Consider the following 18,848-nt stretch of genomic DNA (forward strand, 5'->3'; position numbering starts at 1 on the left):
TAGATCAAACAGGGCTCGTGCGCAACACCTCACGCCCTGCGGCGCGCTGTCCCGTTCAGGGCAGCGTGAACCACACCGGCAGCACCCCCGACTGCTGCGCGCCGTCGATCAGTTCGAAGGCCGGCAGCGCCACCAGGAATACCAGCCCGTCGAGCAGCGTGTTCAACAGCAGGCGCGGCTTGAAGCTGCCGGTGTCGCCTTCCTGGTAGAGCGAAAGCTTTGGAAAGAAGCGCGGCACGCGCGCCAGATAGGCTTTGTAGGGAGCGCCGAGGACTTCCTTGAGATAGCGCTCCTCGCGCAGGATGACGATGTGGAACGCGCCGGCGCAAAGGACCGCGAAGAGGATGATGCCGGAAAACGAGCCGATCTGCGCGCCAACGCCGGCTGCCGCCACGGTCGAGAACAGATAGAGCGGGTTGCGGGTGATCGAATAGGGCCCGCCGGTGACCACTTCGGAGGATTTGCGGCCGCCGATGTAGAGCGTCGACCACAAGCGCCCGACGATGCCCAGGAAGATCAGGAGCACGCCGAACATCTCGATCGTCTCGTGCACGGGCGTCTCGGGAGGGAACGTCGACTGGCCGAACAGGAGTGCCGCAAACAGCACCACGATGAGCACCGCCAGCACGATGCGGCGCATATACTGGTAGCCGCCCAACCCTTCTATCTGGTTGTCGGTCGGGATCTTTGTTTCATCGACCATGGCCAATCCGATCGTCGTGTTTTGATCGCGATCGGGAAAATCCGATCGTCGATTTGGTCGCGATCGGGAAAATCCGATCGTCGATTTGCTCGCGATCGAGGAGCTCGATCGTCGAGAAGCCGGCGATCGGATAGAAAAACAGGCGCCCCGCCGATCGTCGGGTCGCCCTGCGCGGCAATTCAGGCGGATTTTGGAGCACCAAGCAGCGCCGGCCGGTCAATTCTCCTTCGCGAAACCGTGATCGGCGCGACAGTTTGCGGCGATCGCGCCGGAATGGCTCCAGGACGGAAAGGAAACGTGAGGCGCACCGTCAGCGGGGCGCCAGCACCATCATCATCTGTCGGCCTTCGAGCTTCGGCTCGGCCTCGACCTTGGCGATCGGCGCGACTTCCTCGCGCACCTTGTTCAGGAGCTGCATGCCGAGTTCCATATGCGCCATTTCGCGGCCGCGGAAACGCAGCGTCAGCTTGACCTTGTCGCCGTCCTCGAAGAAGCGCCGCACGGCCTTCATCTTGGTTTCGTAGTCATGGCTGTCGATGTTCGGGCGCATCTTGATCTCCTTGATCTCGATGACCTTCTGGTTCTTGCGCGCCTCGGCCGCCTTCTTCTGGTTGGCGTATTTCAGCTTGCCGAGATCGAGGATCTTGACGACGGGCGGCTGCGCGTTGGGCGATATCTCGACGAGATCGAGCCCGGCCTCTTCGGCCAGCAGCAGCGCGTCGTTGATGGAAACTTCGCCACGGTTGTGGCCTTCTGCGTCGATGAGCTGGACCCGGGGCACCCGGATGTCTCGGTTGGAGCGCGGACCGTCCTTGGTCGGGGCCGCTGCTTTGAAAGGTCTGCGAATGGTCGTGGTCTCCTCGGCCGTTTCGTTCAGGGTTTCTTTGAGTTCAATCGCTTGGACGCGCCTATGTGGTGAGCGCGCGGCCGGAGTCAATAGCACAGCCTCGCCAGGAAATCACCTCAAAGCTTGCCATTGCCTGCACCAAGCAAAGAAAAGGTGCGAGCACTTTTCCGCGAACCGCCGGATGTGCCAAAAGACCGGCCGGAAGGACGAGGTCATGGACGCCAGCGCACCAGTTTTCATCGACGTGAACGGAACGCAGATCGCTGTCAGGCAGGCGCCGGGCTCAGCGCCGGGCATCGTCTGGCTGGGCGGCTACAAGTCCGACATGCTGGGCACCAAGGCCGAGGCGCTGTCGGCCTGGGCGAGCCGCGAAGGCCGCGCCTATCTGCGCCACGACTATTCCGGCCACGGCGAATCGGGCGGCGAATTCGCCGAGGGCACGATCTCGAAATGGCTGGCCGAGAGCCTCGCCGTCTTTCGCCGCTTCAGCAAGGGCAAGCAGATCCTGGTCGGCTCCTCGATGGGGGCGTGGATTGCGCTGCGCATGGTGCAGGAATTGCGCAAGGCCCGCGACGACCGCATCGCCGGCCTGGTGCTGCTTGCGCCGGCGCCCGACTTTACCGTCGAGCTGATCGAGCCGGTGCTGACCAGGGCGCAGAAGCGCGACCTTTCGAAAAAGGGATTTTTCGAGGAACCGTCCGACTATTCCGCCGAGCCCTATATCTACACGCGCGCGCTGATCGAGGACGGCCGCGCGAACCGGGTGATGACCGGGCCGATCGACACCCATTGCCCGGTGCATATCCTGCAGGGTCTCGCCGATCCCGACGTGCCTTCCGGCCATGCGCTGAAGCTCGCCGCACTGCTGCCGGCCGATGACGTCACGCTGTCGCTTATCCCCGACGGCGATCATCGCCTCTCCCGCCCGGAGGATCTCGACATGCTCAACCGCGCCGTCGGCGACCTGGTCCAGCGGGTTTCATGAGCATGCGCATTTCAATTCCGATATCCGCCTTCGTTGCGGCCATCGTCGGCTTTGGCGGCACTTTAGCCATCGTCATTGCCGCCGCCAAGGCGATCGGCGCCACTCAGATCGAGACCGCGAGCGGAGTGACGGCGATCTGCCTGGCCATGGCCATCGAATGCCTGTGGCTGTCCTGGCGCACGAAAATGCCGGTCATCACCGCCTGGTCGACGCCGGGCCTGGCGCTGATCGCGGCCTCCAGCGGCTTCACCATGGCGCAAGCCGTCGGCGCTTTCATCGTCACCGGCATCCTGTTGATCGCCACCGGTCTGTTCAAGCCGCTGACCCGGCTGATCGCGCAGATTCCGGCCTCGGTGGCGTCCGGCATGCTGGCCGGCATTCTGGTCGCCTTCGCCATCAACGCGGTCAAGGCCATTCCCGCCGATCCGTGGCTGATCCTGCCGCTGATCGCCGCCTTCTTCGTCATCCGGCTGTTCAACCCGGCGGTTTCGGTCCTTGTCGTGCTGATCGGCGGCGGCCTTGCCGCCTTCTTCACCGGTCGTGTCGGCGGCCTGCCGGCGCCGGAATTGTCGACATTGACGCTGATCGCGCCGCAGTTCACCGTTTCGGCGATCATTGGCCTGGCCTTGCCGCTCTACCTCGTCACCATGGCCTCGCAGAACCTCTCCGGTCTCGCGGTGCTGAAAGCCGCCGGCTACCACCCGGAACCTGGCCCGCTGATCGGCGTCACCGGGCTGTTCTCGCTGCTTTCGGCGCCGTTCGGCGCCTCGACGACCAATCTGGCGGCGATCTCCGCGGCGATCTGCACCGGCCCGGATGTCCATCCGGATCCCGCCGAGCGCTGGAAGACGGGGCCGTTCTATGCGCTCGCCTATCTGGTCTTCGCCATCTTCGGCGCTTCGCTGGTGGCGATCTTCGCCGTCCTGCCGCAGAGCCTGATTGTGCTGGTCGCCGGCCTGGCGCTGATGGCGCCTTTGGCCAACGCGCTCTCGATCGCGCTCCATGATGCGGGCGAGCGCATGCCGGCCACGCTCACCTTTGCGGTGACGGCCTCGGGGCTCACCTTGTTCGGCGTCGGCGCGGCTTTTTGGGGGCTGGTCGCCGGAATGGCAGTGCTTTTCCTCGAGAAACTCAAAAAGCGATAATCATTTCAGGCCTTTCGCCGGTTTTGGCCGGACTTGCCTTGAATCGCCGATTTCGCCTTCCCATTTCGATTCCACGCAGCCGGTTTGGCTGTCTCCAACGGAAGGATTGGGAGAAAATGAACACAAGTGCATTGATCCGTCCGGCCTGGACGCCGGCGACCATCGCGCTGATGGTGATCGGCTTCATGGTGTTCTGGCCGCTGGGCTTCGCCATGCTTGCCTACATCATCTGGGGCGACCGGCTCGAAGGCTTCAAGCGCGATGTCAACCGCGCCACCGACGGCATCTTCGCCGGCTGCCGCCGCGGCTCGGAAAAGGCCGCCCGCTGGGGCCATGGCTCGTCCCGCACCGGCAACGTCGCTTTCGACGACTGGCGCGAGAAGGAACTTGAGCGCCTCGCCGAGGAGCGCCGCAAGCTCGACGAGATGCTGAACGAATTCGACGAGTATGCCCGCGAGCTGCGCCGTGCCAAGGACCAGGAAGAGTTCGACCGCTTCATGGCCGAGCGTAACAAGCGGACCGCGCCGACCACGACGAGTGGTCCGACCGGAGCGACGGGGCCGAAGCGCGGCAAGGGGTCGAACCTCCTTGACGACTGAGCCTCAATCATAAGGCTCGGCCGACATGCGGCGTCGCGCGAGCGGCGCCGTTTCTTTTTTGTTCTCCATGTAGCCTCACTCTACTGGTCGTTTTTCTCGAATCGCGTATCGTCCGGCCATGACCCTCGGCTTCTTTCGCAATCTGACCAAGCCAGAACCCAAGCCCGTCGTGGAGCGCGAGCATTGCGTCGCCGGCCGCACCCTGCCGCTCAAAATCGTCGAGAGCGCGAGGGCCCGGCGATTGACGCTGCGTATCGATTCCGGCGGCCAGGGGCTGCGCATAACCGTGCCGCCCGGCTTGCGCCGCGGCGAGGTGGAGAAGTTCCTCGACCGCCATCAGGACTGGCTGGAGCAGCGCCTGGCCAAGGTGCCGATGCGCCCGCAGGTGCGGCCCGGCATCAAGATCCCGATCCGCGGCGTGCCGCACCGCATCGTCCATGAGCCGGCGAAACGCGGCACCGTCACCATCGCGCGCGACGAGCGCGGCCCGCTGCTCATCATCCATGGCGAGCGTGTCCACCTGCCGCGCCGCATCGCCGATTATCTGAAACGCGAGGCCAAGCGCGAGATCGAGAAGCTGGTGGTCAAGCACACCGAGGCGATCGGCAAGCGCGCCAAGGCGATCCGCTACAAGGATACCTCCAGCCGCTGGGGGTCATGCACCTCGGAGGGCAATCTGTCCTTCTCGTGGCGCATCATGATGGCGCCGCCGCCGGTCATCAATTACCTGGTGGCGCATGAGGTCGCGCATCTGAAAGAGATGAACCACGGACCGAAATTCTGGAAGCTGTGCGAAAAGCTCTGCCCCGACACCGATCGCTGCAAGGACTGGCTGAAGCGCAACGGCGGCGCGCTGCAGGCGATCGTGTTTGAGTAGGCGTCGCCCTGGCACCCGTATAGCTGGCGGCCCAGCGCAGCCGCTCAATCGTCATTCGCCGCGTTGAGTTCCTCCGGCCGCAGCCCTTCCTCACTTGCATGCGGCCACGGCAGAAAATTCCGGTCGAACGCGTCGCTGCCGAAATAGTCGAGCGCCCGGTGCGCCTCGGCGCCGTTGAAAGCGGACTTGTCCATCAGATGCGCGATCACCTCGCGCGCCTGCGCGATCTTCTGTCTGAGTTCGGCGACGGTCTTGTCGGTCATGATCTTCCTGCTCCCGCCTGTGTCCCTATTCGAAAAGGTAGCGCTTTCCGCCGGCCCGGCAACGGCATGCTTTTTCTCGACTCTTGCGGCTTTTCGTGCCAATCCCGCGCCATGACGCTCGACATCAAGATCTGCGGATTGAAGACCGACACCGCGATGGCCGCCGCGCTTGCCGGCGGGGCCAGCCATGTCGGCTTCATCTTCTTTGCCAAAAGCCCGCGCTTCGTCGATCCGGCCGAGGCTGGCCGTCTGCGCCAGGCGGCCATCGGCAAGGCCAAGGCGGTTGCCGTCACGGTGGATGCGGATGATGACTTTCTCGACGATATTGTCGCGAGGATGCAGCCGGATATGCTGCAACTGCATGGTTCCGAAACGCCGGTGCAGGTGGCCGAGCTCAAGATCCGCTACGGCCTGCCGGTGATGAAGGTGCTGTCGGTCAGCGAAGCCGCGGATTTCGAGCGGATAAAGCCCTATGTCGGCGTTGCCGACCGCTTGATGTTCGACGCCAAGCCGCCCAAGGGATCGCAATTGCCGGGCGGCAATGGCGTCGCCTTCGACTGGCGCATCCTTGCCGGCCTTGACGCCGGCCTCGATTACATGCTTTCCGGAGGACTCAACGCCGCCAATGTCGGCGATGCCCTCAGACTGGCCAATCCGCCCGGGATAGACATCTCCTCCGGCGTGGAGAGCGCTCCGGGCGTCAAGGAACCGGCGCTGATCGAGCAGTTTTTCCGGGCCGTCAGGGCCGCGCGCGACGACCGCGCCGCCTGAGGAAGTTTTCAAACCCGAGCATGTCCCGGAAAAGTGGGAACCGATTTTCCGATAAGGACGTGCTCAGAAGCAAAGACTCAGGAGATCGGCGATGAACAGGCCGGCTATGCCCAATTCCTTCCGCACCGGGCCCGACGAGCAGGGCATGTTCGGCATTTTCGGCGGCCGCTTCGTCGCCGAGACGCTGATGCCGCTGATCCTCGATCTCGAAGAGCAGTGGAACAAGGCCAAGAATGATCCGGAGTTCAAGGCGGAGCTGGAGAACCTTTCGACCCATTATGCCGGTAGACCGTCCAAGCTCTATTTCGCCGAAGGCCTGACAAGGCATCTTCGGGAGGTTTCCTCGGCGAAGGGCCTCGGGGGCGGCGCCAAGGTCTATTTCAAGCGCGAGGACCTGAACCACACCGGCTCGCACAAGATCAACAATTGCCTCGGCCAGATCCTGCTCGCCAAGCGCATGGGCAAGAAGCGCATCATCGCCGAGACCGGTGCCGGCCAGCATGGCGTCGCTTCCGCCACGGTCGCTGCGCGCTTCGGCTATCCTTGCGTGGTTTACATGGGTGCCACCGACGTCGCCCGCCAGAGCCCGAACGTCTTTCGCATGAAGCTGCTCGGCGCCGAGGTGCGCCCGGTCACCGCCGGCCACGGCACGCTGAAGGACGCCATGAACGAAGCGCTGCGTGACTGGGTCACCAATGTCGAGGACACCTATTACCTGATCGGCACCGCCGCCGGCCCGCATCCCTATCCGGAGCTGGTGCGCGACTTCCAGTCGGTGATCGGCACGGAAGCGCGCGCCCAGATGCTGGAGCAGGAAGGCCGGCTGCCCGACGTCATCATCGCCGCCGTCGGCGGCGGCTCCAACGCCATTGGCCTGTTCCACCCGTTCCTCGACGACAAGGATGTGCGCATCATCGGCATCGAGGCCGGCGGTCGCGGCCTCGACGGCGTCGAGCACTGCGCCTCGATGAATGCCGGCGCGCCGGGCGTGCTGCACGGCAATCGCACCTATCTCTTGCAGAATGCGGACGGCCAGATTCTCGACGGCCATTCGATCTCGGCCGGTCTCGATTATCCGGGCGTCGGGCCCGAGCATGCCTGGCTGCGCGATTCGCGCCGCGTCGAATATGAGCCGATCCTCGACGACGAGGCGCTGGAGGCCTTCCAACTGACGACCCGGGTCGAAGGCATCATCCCGGCGCTGGAATCGGCGCACGCCATCGCGCATGCGATGAAGATCGTGCCGAAAATGGACAAGGACCAGATCGTCATCGTCAACCTGTCCGGCCGCGGCGACAAGGACGTGCACACGGTGGCCAAGATGCTGGGCATGGAGATCTGACAATGACGACCCGCATCGACCGCCGCATGGCGAAGCTCAAATCCGAGGGCCGTCCGGCTTTGGTCACCTATTTCATGGGCGGCGATCCCGACTACGAGACATCTTTGGCTATCATGAAGGCGCTTCCCGGCGCCGGCAGCGATGTCATCGAGCTCGGCATGCCGTTCTCCGATCCGATGGCTGACGGCCCGGCCATTCAGGCGGCGGGTCTCAGGGCGCTGAAAGGCGGCCAGACGCTGGTCAAGACGCTGAAGATGGCGTCCGAATTCCGCGCCGGCGACGACGAAACGCCGATCGTGCTGATGGGCTACTACAACCCGATCTACATTTACGGCGTCGATCGTTTCCTGGCTGACGCCAAGGCGAGCGGCATCGACGGCCTGATCGTTGTCGACCTGCCGCCGGAAATGGACGAGGAGCTCTGCGTTCCGGCGCTGAAGGCGGGCATCAATTTCATCCGCCTGGCGACGCCGACCACCGACGACAAGCGCCTGCCGAAGGTGCTCGAGAACACCTCCGGCTTCGTCTACTACGTGTCGATGACGGGCATCACCGGCTCGGCCTTGGCCGACACTGCCAAGGTGTCGGCGGCGGTCAAACGCATCAAGGGTCACACCGCGCTGCCGGTCTGCGTCGGCTTCGGCGTCAAGACCGCCGAGCAGGCGCGTACCATCGGCGCCTCCGCCGACGGCGTCGTCGTCGGCACGGCGATTGTCAACGCGGTCGCCAATGTGCTCGGGCCCAAGGGCGAGAAGACCGCCGATCCGGCCGAAGCGGTCGCCACGCTGGTCAGCGGGCTTGCCCAGGGCGTCCGCTCGGCCCGCCTTGCTGCCGCCGAATAGTCTGACTATTTGTTTTTACGCAATTCCGGACGGAAAACCGCCACACACTTTTCCTGGAATTGCTGGACGTCTCTTCGTCGGGACAGGAGCCGAAGCGATGAACTGGATCACCAACTACGTTCGACCGAAGATCAATTCGATGCTCGGCCGGCGCACCGACATGCCGGAAAATCTCTGGATCAAGGATCCCGAGACCGGCGAGATGATCTTCCACAAGGACCTCGAATCCAACCAGTTCGTCATCCCGTCTTCCGGCCACCATATGAAGATCTCGGCCAAGGAGCGGCTGAAATACTTCTTCGACGACGGCAGATACGAGACGCTGGAAAACCCCAAGGTCGTGCAGGATCCGCTGAAGTTCCGCGATGAGAAGCGCTACACCGATCGGCTGAAAGAGGCGAAAGCCAAGACAAGCCTCGAGGACGCGATTCTTAACGCAGTCGGCACCATCGAAGGTCTGCCGGTGGTGGTTACCGTGCAGGACTTCGCCTTCATGGGCGGCTCGCTCGGCATGGCCGCGGGCGAGGCCATCGTCCATGCCTTCGAGGTCGCTTTGCAGCGCAGGCGGCCGCTGATCCTGTTCGCCGCCTCGGGCGGCGCCCGCATGCAGGAGGGCATCCTCTCGCTGATGCAATTGCCGCGCACCACGGTCGGCGTCGACCGGCTGAAGGAAGCCGGCCTGCCCTATATCGTGGTGCTGACCAACCCCACCACCGGCGGCGTGACCGCGTCCTATGCCATGCTGGGCGACGTTCACATCGCCGAGCCCGGCGCGCTGATCGGCTTCGCCGGCCCGCGCGTCATCGAGCAGACGATCCGCGAGAAGCTCCCCGACGGCTTCCAGCGCGCCGAATATCTGATGGAACACGGCATGGTCGACATGGTGGTCTCGCGTCTGGAGATGCGCCCGACCATCGCACGATTGTTGAAGATGCTGCTCAAGACCCCAGTGGCCGAGAAGCCATTGGAGCCTGAGATCCTGCCGCCGGCGGTCGTCAACGCCGAAGCCCGGCCGCAGGCCTGACGCGACACCGTTTGCCGCCCACCGCGATGGCGCCAGCTGCGCTGCGCAGTAGCTGTTTGCGCATGATCCCTTTCCAAAACCGATCCCGGTACGGGCTCATGCGCCAGAGCAATTCCAGCAAGAGTGCGTAGCGGTTTTGCGTCCGGAATTGCACACGAACGAAAGGCATTGAAGGCGATCCTGTTCTTTCGCCGCAAATGTTCTAGGATTCCGCCATGACAACGCTCGCCGCCGATCGTGAAATCGAACATCTGATGACGCTTCATCCGAAAGGTTTCGACCTTTCGCTGGACCGCATCGCCCGCCTGCTCGAGCGTCTCGGCAACCCGCAGGACCGGCTGCCGCCGGTCATCCACATCGCCGGCACCAACGGCAAGGGCTCCTGCGCCGCCTTCTCGCGGGCGCTGCTGGAGGCGGCCGGTCATCTCGTCCACGTGCACACCTCGCCGCACCTGGTAAACTGGCACGAGCGCTACCGGCTGGCCGCCGAGGGCGGCGGCAAGCTGGTCGACGACGATGTCTTTGCCGAGGCCATCGCGCGCGTCGCCAAGGCCAATCAAGGCCAGAAGATCACCGTTTTCGAGATCCTCACCGCCGTCACCTTCATCCTGTTTTCCGAGCATCCGGCCGAGGCGGCGATCATCGAGGTCGGGCTCGGCGGCCGCTTCGATGCCACCAATGTCATTTCGCGGCCTGCCGTCTCGGTGATCATGCCGGTGTCGATGGATCACGAAGCCTATCTCGGCGACCGCGTTGAGCTGATCGCGGCCGAAAAGGCCGGCATCATGAAGCGCGGCTGCCCGGTGGTGATCGGCGCGCAGGAAAGCGAGACCGCGCTGGAGGTGCTGATCGAGACCGCCGAGCGGCTGGATTGCCCGACCGTTGTCTACGGTCAGGATTTCCTGGCCTTCGAGGAGAACGGCCGCATGGTCTATCAGGACGAGGACGGTCTGATGGACCTGCCGCTGCCGCGCCTGCCCGGTCGGCATCAGTTCGCCAATGCCGCCGCGGCGATCGCCGCGGTCAAGGCCGCCGGCTTCGAGATAAGCCATCGGGCTGCCGAAAAAGCGATGACCAGCACCACGTGGCCGGCCCGGATGCAAAAGCTGACGCAGGGCAGGCTGGTTGAGCTTGCCCCAAAGGGCGCCGAGATCTGGCTCGACGGCGGCCACAATCCGGGCGCCGGCGTCGTCATCGCCGAAGCGCTGGCCGAGCAGGAGGAAAAGAACCCGCGCCCGCTGATCCTTATCGCCGGCATGATCAACACCAAGGACCAGACCGGCTATTTCAGCGCCTTCAAGGGGCTTGCCCGCCATGTCTACACGGTGCCGGTGAGCAAGAGCGATGCCGGGGTGCCCAATGACGAGCTCGCGCTGCGCGCCACCGAGGCCGGCCTGTCGGCCGAGCCGGTCAACTCCGTCGCCGATGCGCTTATGCTGCTGCGCGACAGCTGGGACGGTCCGGCGCCGCGCATCCTCATCGGCGGCTCGCTCTATTTCGCCGGCGCTGTGCTGGACGAGAACGGCACGCCGCCGACCTGATAGCGCCGAGGCAGTCGCGAGGAGCAATCGTGATCAAGGTGAACCAACTGGCCCATGTCTGCATCTTCGCGCATGACCTTGAGGCGACGCGCGGCTTCTACCGGGATGTGCTCGGCATGGACACGCAGTTCAACTTCCTGCGCGACGGCAAGATCTTCGGTTTCTATCTCAATTGCGGCGGCCGCAGCCATGTCGAGGTGTTCGAGAAGACCGAAGCCCGCTACAGCGAGGCGAACCAGATCAACCACTTCTGCCTGGAGGTGGAAGACATGGACGCCGCGATCACCCATATCCGGTCGCAAGCGGTCGAGGTGACGGCGAAGAAGCTCGCTTGCGACGGCACCTGGCAGGCCTGGATCAAAGACCCCAACGGCGTGAAGATCGAGCTGTTCGAATACACGGACAAAAGCGCGCAATTCATCGGCGGCGATCGCGTCGCCGATTGGTAGCGGCGCCTGCCTCGAAGGTTATTTCAGCTCGATCTCGATGAAGGCGTATTCGCCGTCATTGGCGTTGATGACATCGTGCTCGACGCCTTCCCGGCGGAAATAGGGCGCGCCTTGCTTCATCTCCGCGAAGGATTCGCCGTCCTTGGTCACCAGCTTCACCTTGCCGTCCATCAGCGGCACGATGACATAGTCGTGGCCATGGCGGTGCCAGCCGGTGTTGGCGCCCGGGGCGAAACGGTATTCGGTGACGATCACGCGCTCATTGTCGACGTGAACTGTGGCCTTGGCTGTTCCGGTCATGGGACTCTCCTTTTCTTAAGGAAAGGAGATGGCTGCCCGAAGCGTCAGGGCCAGAGCGCCGTCAGCGATGGCGCCAAGGAAAAAGCCCGGCGCAATGGCCGGGCTCGATCTTTCTGATATTCGGATTGGCTCAGGCGAGGCTGCCATTGATCCAGTGCGACAGCGCCGTCTTCGGCGCCGCACCCACCTTCATGTCGGCCACTTCGCCGCCCTTGAAGATCATCAGCGTCGGGATCGAGCGCACGCCGTACTGGGCGGCCAACTCGGGATTCTCGTCGATGTTGAGCTTGGCGACCTTCACCTTCGAGCCGAGCTCCTTGGCGATGTCTTCCAAAGCCGGGGCGATCATCTTGCACGGACCGCACCACTCGGCCCAGAAATCCACCACGACCGGCTCCTTGGCATTGAGCACATCGGCCTGGAAATTGCCCTTGTCGACCTTGACGGTGGCCATGCTGAAATCCTTTCGAAAACTCGGGTTGCACCAAATGTGGTGGCTGTGGTGGCGATGTTCAAGCAGTTCTTGTGTCACGCTCCCGTGAGTCGGGCAAGGGCACCGTCCATGGCCGCTGCCGGCAGCTCGATCAGGCGCGGCGCCTCGGTGAACAGCAGCGCGGCCGTCACCGTGCGGCCCGGATAGAGCGGCTGAAGCAGCGCGCGGTAGAGCGCAAGCTGCAGGACATAGGCCGGCGGCACTTCGGCCAGGCTGGCCGGCGCCGGCCGGTTGGTCTTGTAGTCGACGATCGAGACCGTTTCCGCAGTGACCGCCAGCCTGTCGATCTTGCCGGAGATGGAGCGCAGCTTGCCCTTCACCTCCAGGCTGCCCATGATGGCGACTTCCGCCCGCGAGGACGGCGAGAACAGCGCCCCGAAGCTTCTGTCGAACAGGATGGAAAGCACGGCTTCCAGCGCGGTGTCGCGCTCTTCGGCCGGCCAGTCGGCGCCGGCGCGCGCCAGATAGCGTTCGGCCGCGCTCCGCCTCTCGTCCTCGGCGATGCCGGGCAGCATCTGCAGCAATTTGTGCAGTGCAAGCCCGCGCATCACCGCAAAGCCGGGTTCGGTTTCCGCATCGAGCACCGGTGAGCGCGTGTCGGGCAAGCTTTCCGTCGCTTCGTCGATCAGCGCCGAGGCGCCTGAAGGCGAGAGCGGCCGCGGCAAGTCCTCATAGGGTGGCAGCGGCCGGAACAGGCCGTCCGGCAGCGGCGCGGCATGATCGAACGGTATCGTCTCCTCAGCCTGATTGAGCGCCATCGGCGGCAGCTTGGTCATATGGAAGCGATGCACCGCCACGTCGGGTGTCGCCGGATGCCGCCGCTCAGCGCTTTCCGGCGCACCCAGCAGTGCCCGGCTGACAATCGAATGCCAGGTGCCGGTGCTCGGCGCGCGCTTGCCGTGATAGCCGCAGACGATCAGCCGGTCCTCGGCGCGCGTCATGCCGACATAGAGCAGCCGCCGGTATTCGTCGTCGGCAAGTTCGCGCGCCCGCGCCGAGGCCGCTTTCGAAACGCCGTTGGCGACGTCACTAGCCGAGCGCCAGAGATAGCCCTTGCCCTTCCAATCAGCGCCCGAGCTTTCGAAGGCCATCAGCCGCTGCAGGTGCTGGTCGCTGAACGGCGCCGAGCCGCCGTCGACCAGGAAGACGACCGGCGCCTCCAGGCCCTTGGCGGCGTGCACGGTCATGACGCGCACCTCGTTGCGGGTCTGGTCCATCTCGCGCTTGATCTCCGGCCCGCTGTTTTCCAGCGTCGAGAGGAAGGATTCCAGCCCCGGCAGGCCGGTACGTTCCTCGGCCAGGCAGAAACTCAGGAACTCGTCGAGGATGTCGCCGGCTTCCGGCCCGAGCCGGGCCGTCATCTTGCGGCGCAGGCCGTCACGCGAAAGCGCGGCGGCATAGAATTCGAGGACCGGCTTGAATGCCACCTCAGTCGCCCAGCCATCGAGCCGGCTAACAACGGCGGCCAAGGCCTCGTCTCCGCCGGCATGCTGCCGGAGCGAGGCGATCAGCGACTGGCCCTTTGGCCGCTCGCCAGCGAGCGTGAGCAACGTCTCCTCGGAAACCTCGAAGATCGGGCTGCGCAGCACGGCGGCCAGGGACAAGTCGTCCTCCGGCTGAATCAAAAAATGGCCGAGCGCGATCAGGTCCTGCACGGCGATATGGCCGGGAAGGCTCAGCCTGTCCGCGCCGGCAACCGGGATCTGCCGGTTCTTGAGGCTGCGCGACAGCGCGTGCACGAAGCGATCGCGCTTGCGCACCAGCACCAGGATGTCGCCGGCGGTCAGCTTGCGGCCTTTGCCTTCGATGGCCTCGCCGTTGCGCAGCCAGTTCTGGATCGTCGTTGCCACATGTTCGGCCACGCGCACGGCGGGCGCGCTGGCGTGGTTGACCGGCAAGGTCCAGTCGTCGGGCTCTTCGACCATTTCGGCGCCGATCGAGGGCCACACCTCGACATAGCCCGGCGCATCGGTGCGGATCGCCTTGTGGCTGAGCGGATCGGGATCGTGGCTGATGCCGCGTCGCACGCCTGGCTCGGCGAAGACGCGGTCGACGGCGGCGAGCACGTCGTCGCTCGAGCGGAACGACCAGGTGAGCTTCAGGTCGGCAAACGAAGCCTCCGCGTCGCGCACCCGCCCGGCAAACAAAAGCCGGCTTTCGGCAAAGGAATCGGGCGCCGCGCCTTGGAAGGAGTAGATCGACTGTTTCTCGTCGCCGACGGCGAACACCGTGCGCCGCACCGTCTCTCGCTGGCCGAACCCGGCGAAGAATTCTTCCGTCAGCTTCTTCACCACTTCCCACTGGTCGGGACTGGTGTCCTGCGCCTCGTCGAGCAGGATATGGTCGATGCCCTGGTCGAGCTTGAACTGCACCCACGGCCCGGCATCGGGCCGCGACAGCAGGCTGACCGTGCGGGTGATCAAATCGTTGAAGTCGAGGAAACCGCGGCTTCGCTTCAGCTGCTCGTAGCGGGCGATCAGCCAGCCGGCGACGGTGAGCGCGGCGGCCGTACCTTCGAGCATGCGAAACAACGCCAGCCGGTCCGATACATCGAGGATCGCCCTGGCCGCCGCGAGATAGCGCTCGGGCAGGTCGGGCAGCCTGTCGACCAGCGCTTTCTTGAAGATCTTCGGTGGATCGTAAGGGTCGCCATCGGAGCGCAGAAATGCCTTGGCGAGCAGTCGCAGTCGCCTGATCGGATCGGCTTCGGCAAAAGCGGTCTGCGCATAGGGCAGCACGTTGTTCAGCACCTGCCGCGCGTCGGCGGCTTCGGCGGCGCGCCCGAATTCAGCGAACTGGCTCGGCGCAAAGCCCGGCAGCGGCCAGACCGAAGCGGCAATGCCGGCTGCCGTCTGGCCGGGGTTGAAGCCGAATTCGGCGAACAGCAGCCGGAAGTCCCGGTCCTTGCCCAGCTTTTCGATAAAGGCGCGCAGTTCGTCGCGCTTGCCGACGATCTCGGAGAGCAGCATGTCGAGCCCGAACTCGCCGCCGCGCTCCAGCACCGTGGCAAAGGCTTCCGCCAGGCCTTCGACACCGGTGCCGGCACCCGAGATCATGTCGCGGCGCGCATCCGCGAAAAGCGAGGCCTCCATCTGCGGATCGAGCATGTCGAAATGCGCCGGGATGTTGGCTTCCAGCGGGAACTGATGCAGCACCGATTCGCAGAAGGCGTGGATGGTCTGAATTTTCAGGCCACCCGGCGTTTCCAGCGCCTCGGCAAACAATCGGCGCGCGCGCCGCATCGTATCGCGATCGGCCGACCGCCCGTCGAGCGCGGCTATCCGTGTCGCGAGCTCGGCGTCTGGAAGCGCCGTCCACTCCGACAACGTCGAGAACACGCGGTTCGACATGTTGGCGGCGGCGGCGCGCGTGTAGGTCAGGCACAGGATCTTCGACGGATCGGTGCCGTTGAGCAGAAGCCGGATGACGCGTTGCGCCAGCACATGGGTCTTGCCCGAGCCGGCATTGGCCGAGACCCAGGCGGAATTTTGCGGATCGGAAGCGCGCGCCTGGCTGGCGGCGGTGTCGGAGGGGATCGGATATCTCATCCTTCCGCCTCGTCCTCGGTTGCGCCGCCGGCCGACCATTCCAGCACGCGCGCCAGATGGTCGTAGTCGCCATCGGCCTCGCCTTCGCGGAACGGCAGCGCGCGTGACAGATAGCCGGTGGTCGGGTCAGCATAGTGGAACAGCAGCCTTTCCAGCCGCGCCCACGCTTCCTCGGCAAGCTCGTTGGCGGTCTTCGGCTTGCGGTTGTATTCGAGGATCGATTCCTCGAACACCTCGCCGTTCGGCTTCAGCCGCACGAAGGCAAGCTGCGAGGGCTCGCAGATGCCGAGCTCCTTGAAGGCGCCCCGCCGAAGCAGCGCGCCCTCGAGTGCCAGCTGCGGCGACAGAAGCGTATGCGCCTGCGCCTTCGAAGGCGAGGAACCGGTCTTGTAGTCGAGGATGTCGGCCATGCCGCCGGCGAGAAGGTCGACCCGGTCGGCATAGCCCGAAAGCGTGATGCCGGTGCGGCCGATAACGGTCTTTTCGGCGCGTTCCTCGGCATAGCGCCGGGCGACGGCGTCGGCGCGGGTATGCTCCCATTCGATGATGTTTTCCGCGAGCTTTTCGAAGCGCGGCCACCACACCGCCTCGATATCGGGCGGAAGTGCCGCGTCGGCAAAGCACGCGCGACCGGCCTCGATGAGGGCTGCCAGCGCGCCCGGCGCCCTCGGATCCTCCATCCTTCGCGAAAACAAATGCAGGATTTCGTGGAACAGCGTGCCGCGTTCGGCAGCACCGGGGTCGCGGATCACCGGGTCGAGCGGCATCAGGCCGAGAATCCGCCTGGCATAGATCGCATAGGGGTCGCGGCGCAGCGTCTCGATCTCGGTGACCGAGAAATGGTGTGGCCGCAGGTGCAGCGGCGGCTTCGGCTGTGGGCGGGACGCGAAATCCTTCCTGTCGCCGGCATCGAGCGCGCGCGCCCAGGCAAGCAGCGCGTCGCCGCGCCGGCGAACTGCCGTCGCCTGGTCCTTGCCGATGAAGGTGAGGATGCGCTGCAGCCAGCGCGACGGCACCGCGGGCGCGTCGCCGGATCGGGCCGAGCGCGTCAGCACCACCGTTTCAGTACCCATCGCAATCTGGAAATCATGCGCGGCCAGGCCGATGCGCCGCTCCGGCGGCTCGAGATCGATGCCGGTCTTCATCAGCCGCGACATGAACCGGTCGCTCTCGGGCTTGCGCGGCCAGACCCCTTCATTGAGGCCGCCGATGACCAGCGTGTCGACGCTTTGCAGGCGAGCTTCCAGCGCGCCCCAGATGGCGATGTTGCGGTCGGTGCCTTGCGCCGGCTTGACCGTTTCCGGCGCGATCAGCGCCTCCATCACGTCGGGCCATTCGCCCGCATCGAACATAAGCGGCGATGACGCGGCAACCAGCCCGCGCAGCAGCTCGGCGAGCTTCTCGCCGGCGTCGCCGGTATAGAGGCTGGTCAGGCTGCCATCGGCCGCGCGGCCGAGACCTTCCAGCGCCACGACGCTCGCCCGCGTCAATGTCGCGATATCGGCATCCTTCTCGGCGCGCATCGCCGTGAGCGGGGATAGCGCATCGGTGAGGCGATTGAGCACGCCCCGTGCCTCTTCGATACCGCCTACCGTGAGGCGCTGGAACCAGAAGGGCTGACGGCTGTCGCCGCTAAGGCCCGCGAGCCGCGTCTCGAAAAGCGCGTCGAGGGAAGCGACGTCCGGCCGGCCGGTGCCGCCGCGCAGCGCCACCAGCTCGATCAGCTCGGCAGCCTTGCGCACGCTCTGGCGTTCGAGACCGAGGCCAAGCAGCGGATGCTTGAGCAGCGACAATAGACCCACCGGATCGCCTGGCCGGAACGCTGAGCCTAGCGCCAGCCTGAGCAGGCTGGCGGCCGGGGTGTTGGCTAGCGGCGTGCCGCCGGAATCGTCGGCGACGACGCCGAAGCGCAGCAGCTCGGCCGAGACGCGTCGCGCCAGGGCGCGGTCGCCGGTGACGAGTGCCGCGCGCTTGCCCGGCAGTTCCACTGCGCGCTTTAGCGCAATGGCAATCGCTGCCGCCTCGTCGCGCCCATTGGCAGCCTCGACCAGCGTCACGCCGGCCAGCGCCTGCTCGACATCGCTGACCGGGAAACGCAGCCGCGACTCCGTCCAAAGCTCGGTGGTCTCGGCCGGCCGCAGCGCCTCGCCGACAAGGGCGGCGCGTAATGCAAGCGGTCTTGACGCAGCGCCGATCTCCTCGACATCGCGGCGCTCAATGCCAATGCTGCCGATCAGCTTGGCGAGGCCGTATTGTGGGTGACCAAGTGTTGCCGGCCGCGCGCCGGGCGCGGTTATCGCCGCGAAGGACGCGTCGTCGAGCTCACGGTCGAGCCCGGGCAGCACGACGGCGCCGTTCGGCAAGCCGGCGATCACGGCAAGCAACTCGGCCGTGGCTGGAATGGAGCCGGTCGAACCGGCGGCGATCACCGGTCCGGTCGGCGGACTGCGCTTCAGCCGCGCCGCTTCCAGCCGGATCAGCGCGCTGCGGTGCGCGGCCGGATTGGAGCGGTCACGCTCTTTGAGCAACTCCGGCCAGTTGTCGGTGACGATGCCGAGGAAATCGAGCGTCACCTGCCACCAGCCCGCAAGGTTGCCGGTGACCAGCGTGGCGAGCTTCGCCCAATCCGTCCCCTCGGTCTCGATCTCGTCCATCAGCCGGGCAAGGTCGCGCGAAAGCCAAATGGCGTCGGCGGCCGAGGTCGGCACAACGAACTCCTCGTTGAAGCGCGCCCTGACGTGCGCCGGCAGGCTTTCCTTCCAGGCACGCACCAGCGGCGCCAGCAACAGCAGCCTTTCCTGCGCGGCGATCGGCGGTGCGAGGTCTATTGCCGGTGCCGCCTCGGCGTCAAAGGCGGCCTCGTCCTCGTCGAACTCGCCGAGCGGCCGCACCGTCGGCAAGATGGCCGAGCGTCTGCCGAGCATGTCGACGAAGGCGCCGCGCAGGGCGCGCGCCGCGCGCCGCGTCGGCACATAGATGGTCGCGTCAGCCAGCGCCAGCGGCTCGCCGTCGAAGCGGAAGGTTGGGATCAGGCGGCCTTCGAGCAACGCCTCCGCCAGCGTCGGCAGGAACGGCGCTCCGGACGGGATGGACAAGACGCGGCGCGAGCCGCTCATACC

General features: G+C 65.3%; 17 protein-coding genes. 10 read left to right on the top strand and 7 right to left on the bottom strand.

Going from position 1 to position 18,848, the window contains the following annotated elements:
• Nucleotides 1-55 precede the first annotated feature (55 nt).
• Together EOD29_RS19405 and infC are read right to left on the bottom strand one after the other, a co-directional pair.
• Nucleotides 56-703, bottom strand: coding sequence for an isoprenylcysteine carboxylmethyltransferase family protein (locus EOD29_RS19405; protein ID WP_067324658.1), 648 nt, complete (start codon nt 701-703; stop codon nt 56-58).
• Nucleotides 704-1,013: 310 nt separating this feature from the next.
• The gene (gene infC, locus EOD29_RS19410; RefSeq protein ID WP_067003282.1) at nt 1,014-1,550 is read right to left on the bottom strand and encodes a translation initiation factor IF-3; all 537 of its coding nucleotides are present in this window, start codon (nt 1,548-1,550) and stop codon (nt 1,014-1,016) included.
• Between the two features lie 214 nt (nt 1,551-1,764).
• On the opposite strand from infC, the gene EOD29_RS19415 reads away from it, so the two are divergent.
• The 4 genes from EOD29_RS19415 (at nt 1,765) to EOD29_RS19430 (ending at nt 5,156) form a co-directional block, all read left to right on the top strand.
• Entirely contained in the window at nt 1,765-2,535 is a 771-nt protein-coding gene (locus EOD29_RS19415; RefSeq protein ID WP_127247488.1) for an alpha/beta hydrolase, read from the top strand.
• Nucleotides 2,536-2,537: 2 nt separating this feature from the next.
• A complete protein-coding gene (locus EOD29_RS19420; protein ID WP_127247489.1) occupies nt 2,538-3,680 on the top strand; it encodes a benzoate/H(+) symporter BenE family transporter in 1,143 nt (380 codons plus the stop codon).
• Between the two features lie 116 nt (nt 3,681-3,796).
• A complete protein-coding gene (locus EOD29_RS19425; RefSeq protein ID WP_067002952.1) occupies nt 3,797-4,279 on the top strand; it encodes a DUF2852 domain-containing protein in 483 nt (160 codons plus the stop codon).
• A gap of 118 nt (nt 4,280-4,397) precedes the next feature.
• Entirely contained in the window at nt 4,398-5,156 is a 759-nt protein-coding gene (locus EOD29_RS19430) for a M48 family metallopeptidase (RefSeq protein ID WP_067002950.1), read from the top strand.
• 44 nt (nt 5,157-5,200) lie between these two features.
• Here the strand turns inward: EOD29_RS19430 and EOD29_RS19435 are convergent, their stop codons facing one another.
• On the bottom strand, nt 5,201-5,419 hold the full coding sequence (locus tag EOD29_RS19435) for a hypothetical protein (protein ID WP_067002948.1): 219 nt from the start codon (nt 5,417-5,419) through the stop codon (nt 5,201-5,203).
• A 111-nt stretch (nt 5,420-5,530) separates the two neighbouring features.
• Between EOD29_RS19435 and EOD29_RS19440 the strand changes: the two genes are divergently transcribed.
• The 6 genes from EOD29_RS19440 to EOD29_RS19465 all read left to right on the top strand — a co-directional run bounded on the left by EOD29_RS19440 (nt 5,531) and on the right by EOD29_RS19465 (nt 11,388).
• On the top strand, nt 5,531-6,190 hold the full coding sequence (locus EOD29_RS19440; protein WP_127247538.1) for a phosphoribosylanthranilate isomerase: 660 nt from the start codon (nt 5,531-5,533) through the stop codon (nt 6,188-6,190).
• Between the two features lie 91 nt (nt 6,191-6,281).
• A complete protein-coding gene (gene trpB / locus EOD29_RS19445; protein WP_127247490.1) occupies nt 6,282-7,532 on the top strand; it encodes a tryptophan synthase subunit beta in 1,251 nt (416 codons plus the stop codon).
• A gap of 2 nt (nt 7,533-7,534) precedes the next feature.
• The gene (gene trpA, locus EOD29_RS19450) at nt 7,535-8,374 is read left to right on the top strand and encodes a tryptophan synthase subunit alpha (RefSeq protein ID WP_067002941.1); all 840 of its coding nucleotides are present in this window, start codon (nt 7,535-7,537) and stop codon (nt 8,372-8,374) included.
• A gap of 97 nt (nt 8,375-8,471) precedes the next feature.
• Nucleotides 8,472-9,398, top strand: coding sequence for an acetyl-CoA carboxylase, carboxyltransferase subunit beta (gene accD / locus EOD29_RS19455; RefSeq protein ID WP_095825505.1), 927 nt, complete (start codon nt 8,472-8,474; stop codon nt 9,396-9,398).
• A 215-nt stretch (nt 9,399-9,613) separates the two neighbouring features.
• Nucleotides 9,614-10,939: a folylpolyglutamate synthase/dihydrofolate synthase family protein gene (locus EOD29_RS19460; RefSeq protein WP_127247491.1), complete on the top strand. Its 1,326-nt coding sequence runs from the start codon at nt 9,614-9,616 to the stop codon at nt 10,937-10,939.
• 29 nt (nt 10,940-10,968) lie between these two features.
• Complete coding sequence (locus EOD29_RS19465; RefSeq protein ID WP_127247492.1) at nt 10,969-11,388, top strand: VOC family protein; 420 nt, start codon at nt 10,969-10,971, stop codon at nt 11,386-11,388.
• A gap of 18 nt (nt 11,389-11,406) precedes the next feature.
• Here the strand turns inward: EOD29_RS19465 and EOD29_RS19470 are convergent, their stop codons facing one another.
• The 4 genes from EOD29_RS19470 to addB all read right to left on the bottom strand — a co-directional run bounded on the left by EOD29_RS19470 (nt 11,407) and on the right by addB (nt 18,845).
• Complete coding sequence (locus EOD29_RS19470) at nt 11,407-11,688, bottom strand: cupin domain-containing protein (protein WP_067002933.1); 282 nt, start codon at nt 11,686-11,688, stop codon at nt 11,407-11,409.
• Nucleotides 11,689-11,818: 130 nt separating this feature from the next.
• Nucleotides 11,819-12,142, bottom strand: a complete 324-nt coding sequence (gene trxA / locus EOD29_RS19475; protein WP_041000044.1) for a thioredoxin — start codon at nt 12,140-12,142, stop codon at nt 11,819-11,821.
• Nucleotides 12,143-12,216: 74 nt separating this feature from the next.
• A complete protein-coding gene (addA, locus tag EOD29_RS19480) occupies nt 12,217-15,729 on the bottom strand; it encodes a double-strand break repair helicase AddA (RefSeq protein ID WP_127247493.1) in 3,513 nt (1,170 codons plus the stop codon).
• Complete coding sequence (gene addB / locus EOD29_RS19485) at nt 15,726-18,845, bottom strand: double-strand break repair protein AddB (RefSeq protein WP_127247494.1); 3,120 nt, start codon at nt 18,843-18,845, stop codon at nt 15,726-15,728. Before addB ends, addA begins: the two co-directional genes overlap by 4 nt.
• Between the last annotated feature and the right edge of the window lie 3 nt (nt 18,846-18,848).

The sequence above is a fragment of the Mesorhizobium sp. M1A.T.Ca.IN.004.03.1.1 genome, from assembly GCF_003997555.1.
Lineage (GTDB): Bacteria > Pseudomonadota > Alphaproteobacteria > Rhizobiales > Rhizobiaceae > Mesorhizobium.

Bases quoted from the DNA above. Each gene is read 5' to 3' on its own strand.
- EOD29_RS19405 (WP_067324658.1), bottom strand. From the start codon at position 703: ATGGTCGATGAAACAAAGATCCCGACCGACAACCAGATAGAAGGGTTG.
- EOD29_RS19415 (WP_127247488.1), top strand. From the start codon at position 1,765: ATGGACGCCAGCGCACCAGTTTTCATCGACGTGAACGGAACGCAGATC.
- EOD29_RS19420 (WP_127247489.1), top strand. From the start codon at position 2,538: ATGCGCATTTCAATTCCGATATCCGCCTTCGTTGCGGCCATCGTCGGC.
- EOD29_RS19425 (WP_067002952.1), top strand. From the start codon at position 3,797: ATGAACACAAGTGCATTGATCCGTCCGGCCTGGACGCCGGCGACCATC.
- EOD29_RS19430 (WP_067002950.1), top strand. From the start codon at position 4,398: ATGACCCTCGGCTTCTTTCGCAATCTGACCAAGCCAGAACCCAAGCCC.
- EOD29_RS19435 (WP_067002948.1), bottom strand. From the start codon at position 5,419: ATGACCGACAAGACCGTCGCCGAACTCAGACAGAAGATCGCGCAGGCG.
- EOD29_RS19440 (WP_127247538.1), top strand. From the start codon at position 5,531: ATGACGCTCGACATCAAGATCTGCGGATTGAAGACCGACACCGCGATG.
- trpB (WP_127247490.1), top strand. From the start codon at position 6,282: ATGAACAGGCCGGCTATGCCCAATTCCTTCCGCACCGGGCCCGACGAG.
- trpA (WP_067002941.1), top strand. From the start codon at position 7,535: ATGACGACCCGCATCGACCGCCGCATGGCGAAGCTCAAATCCGAGGGC.
- accD (WP_095825505.1), top strand. From the start codon at position 8,472: ATGAACTGGATCACCAACTACGTTCGACCGAAGATCAATTCGATGCTC.
- EOD29_RS19460 (WP_127247491.1), top strand. From the start codon at position 9,614: ATGACAACGCTCGCCGCCGATCGTGAAATCGAACATCTGATGACGCTT.
- EOD29_RS19470 (WP_067002933.1), bottom strand. From the start codon at position 11,688: ATGACCGGAACAGCCAAGGCCACAGTTCACGTCGACAATGAGCGCGTG.
- trxA (WP_041000044.1), bottom strand. From the start codon at position 12,142: ATGGCCACCGTCAAGGTCGACAAGGGCAATTTCCAGGCCGATGTGCTC.
- addA (WP_127247493.1), bottom strand. From the start codon at position 15,729: ATGAGATATCCGATCCCCTCCGACACCGCCGCCAGCCAGGCGCGCGCT.
- addB (WP_127247494.1), bottom strand. From the start codon at position 18,845: ATGAGCGGCTCGCGCCGCGTCTTGTCCATCCCGTCCGGAGCGCCGTTC.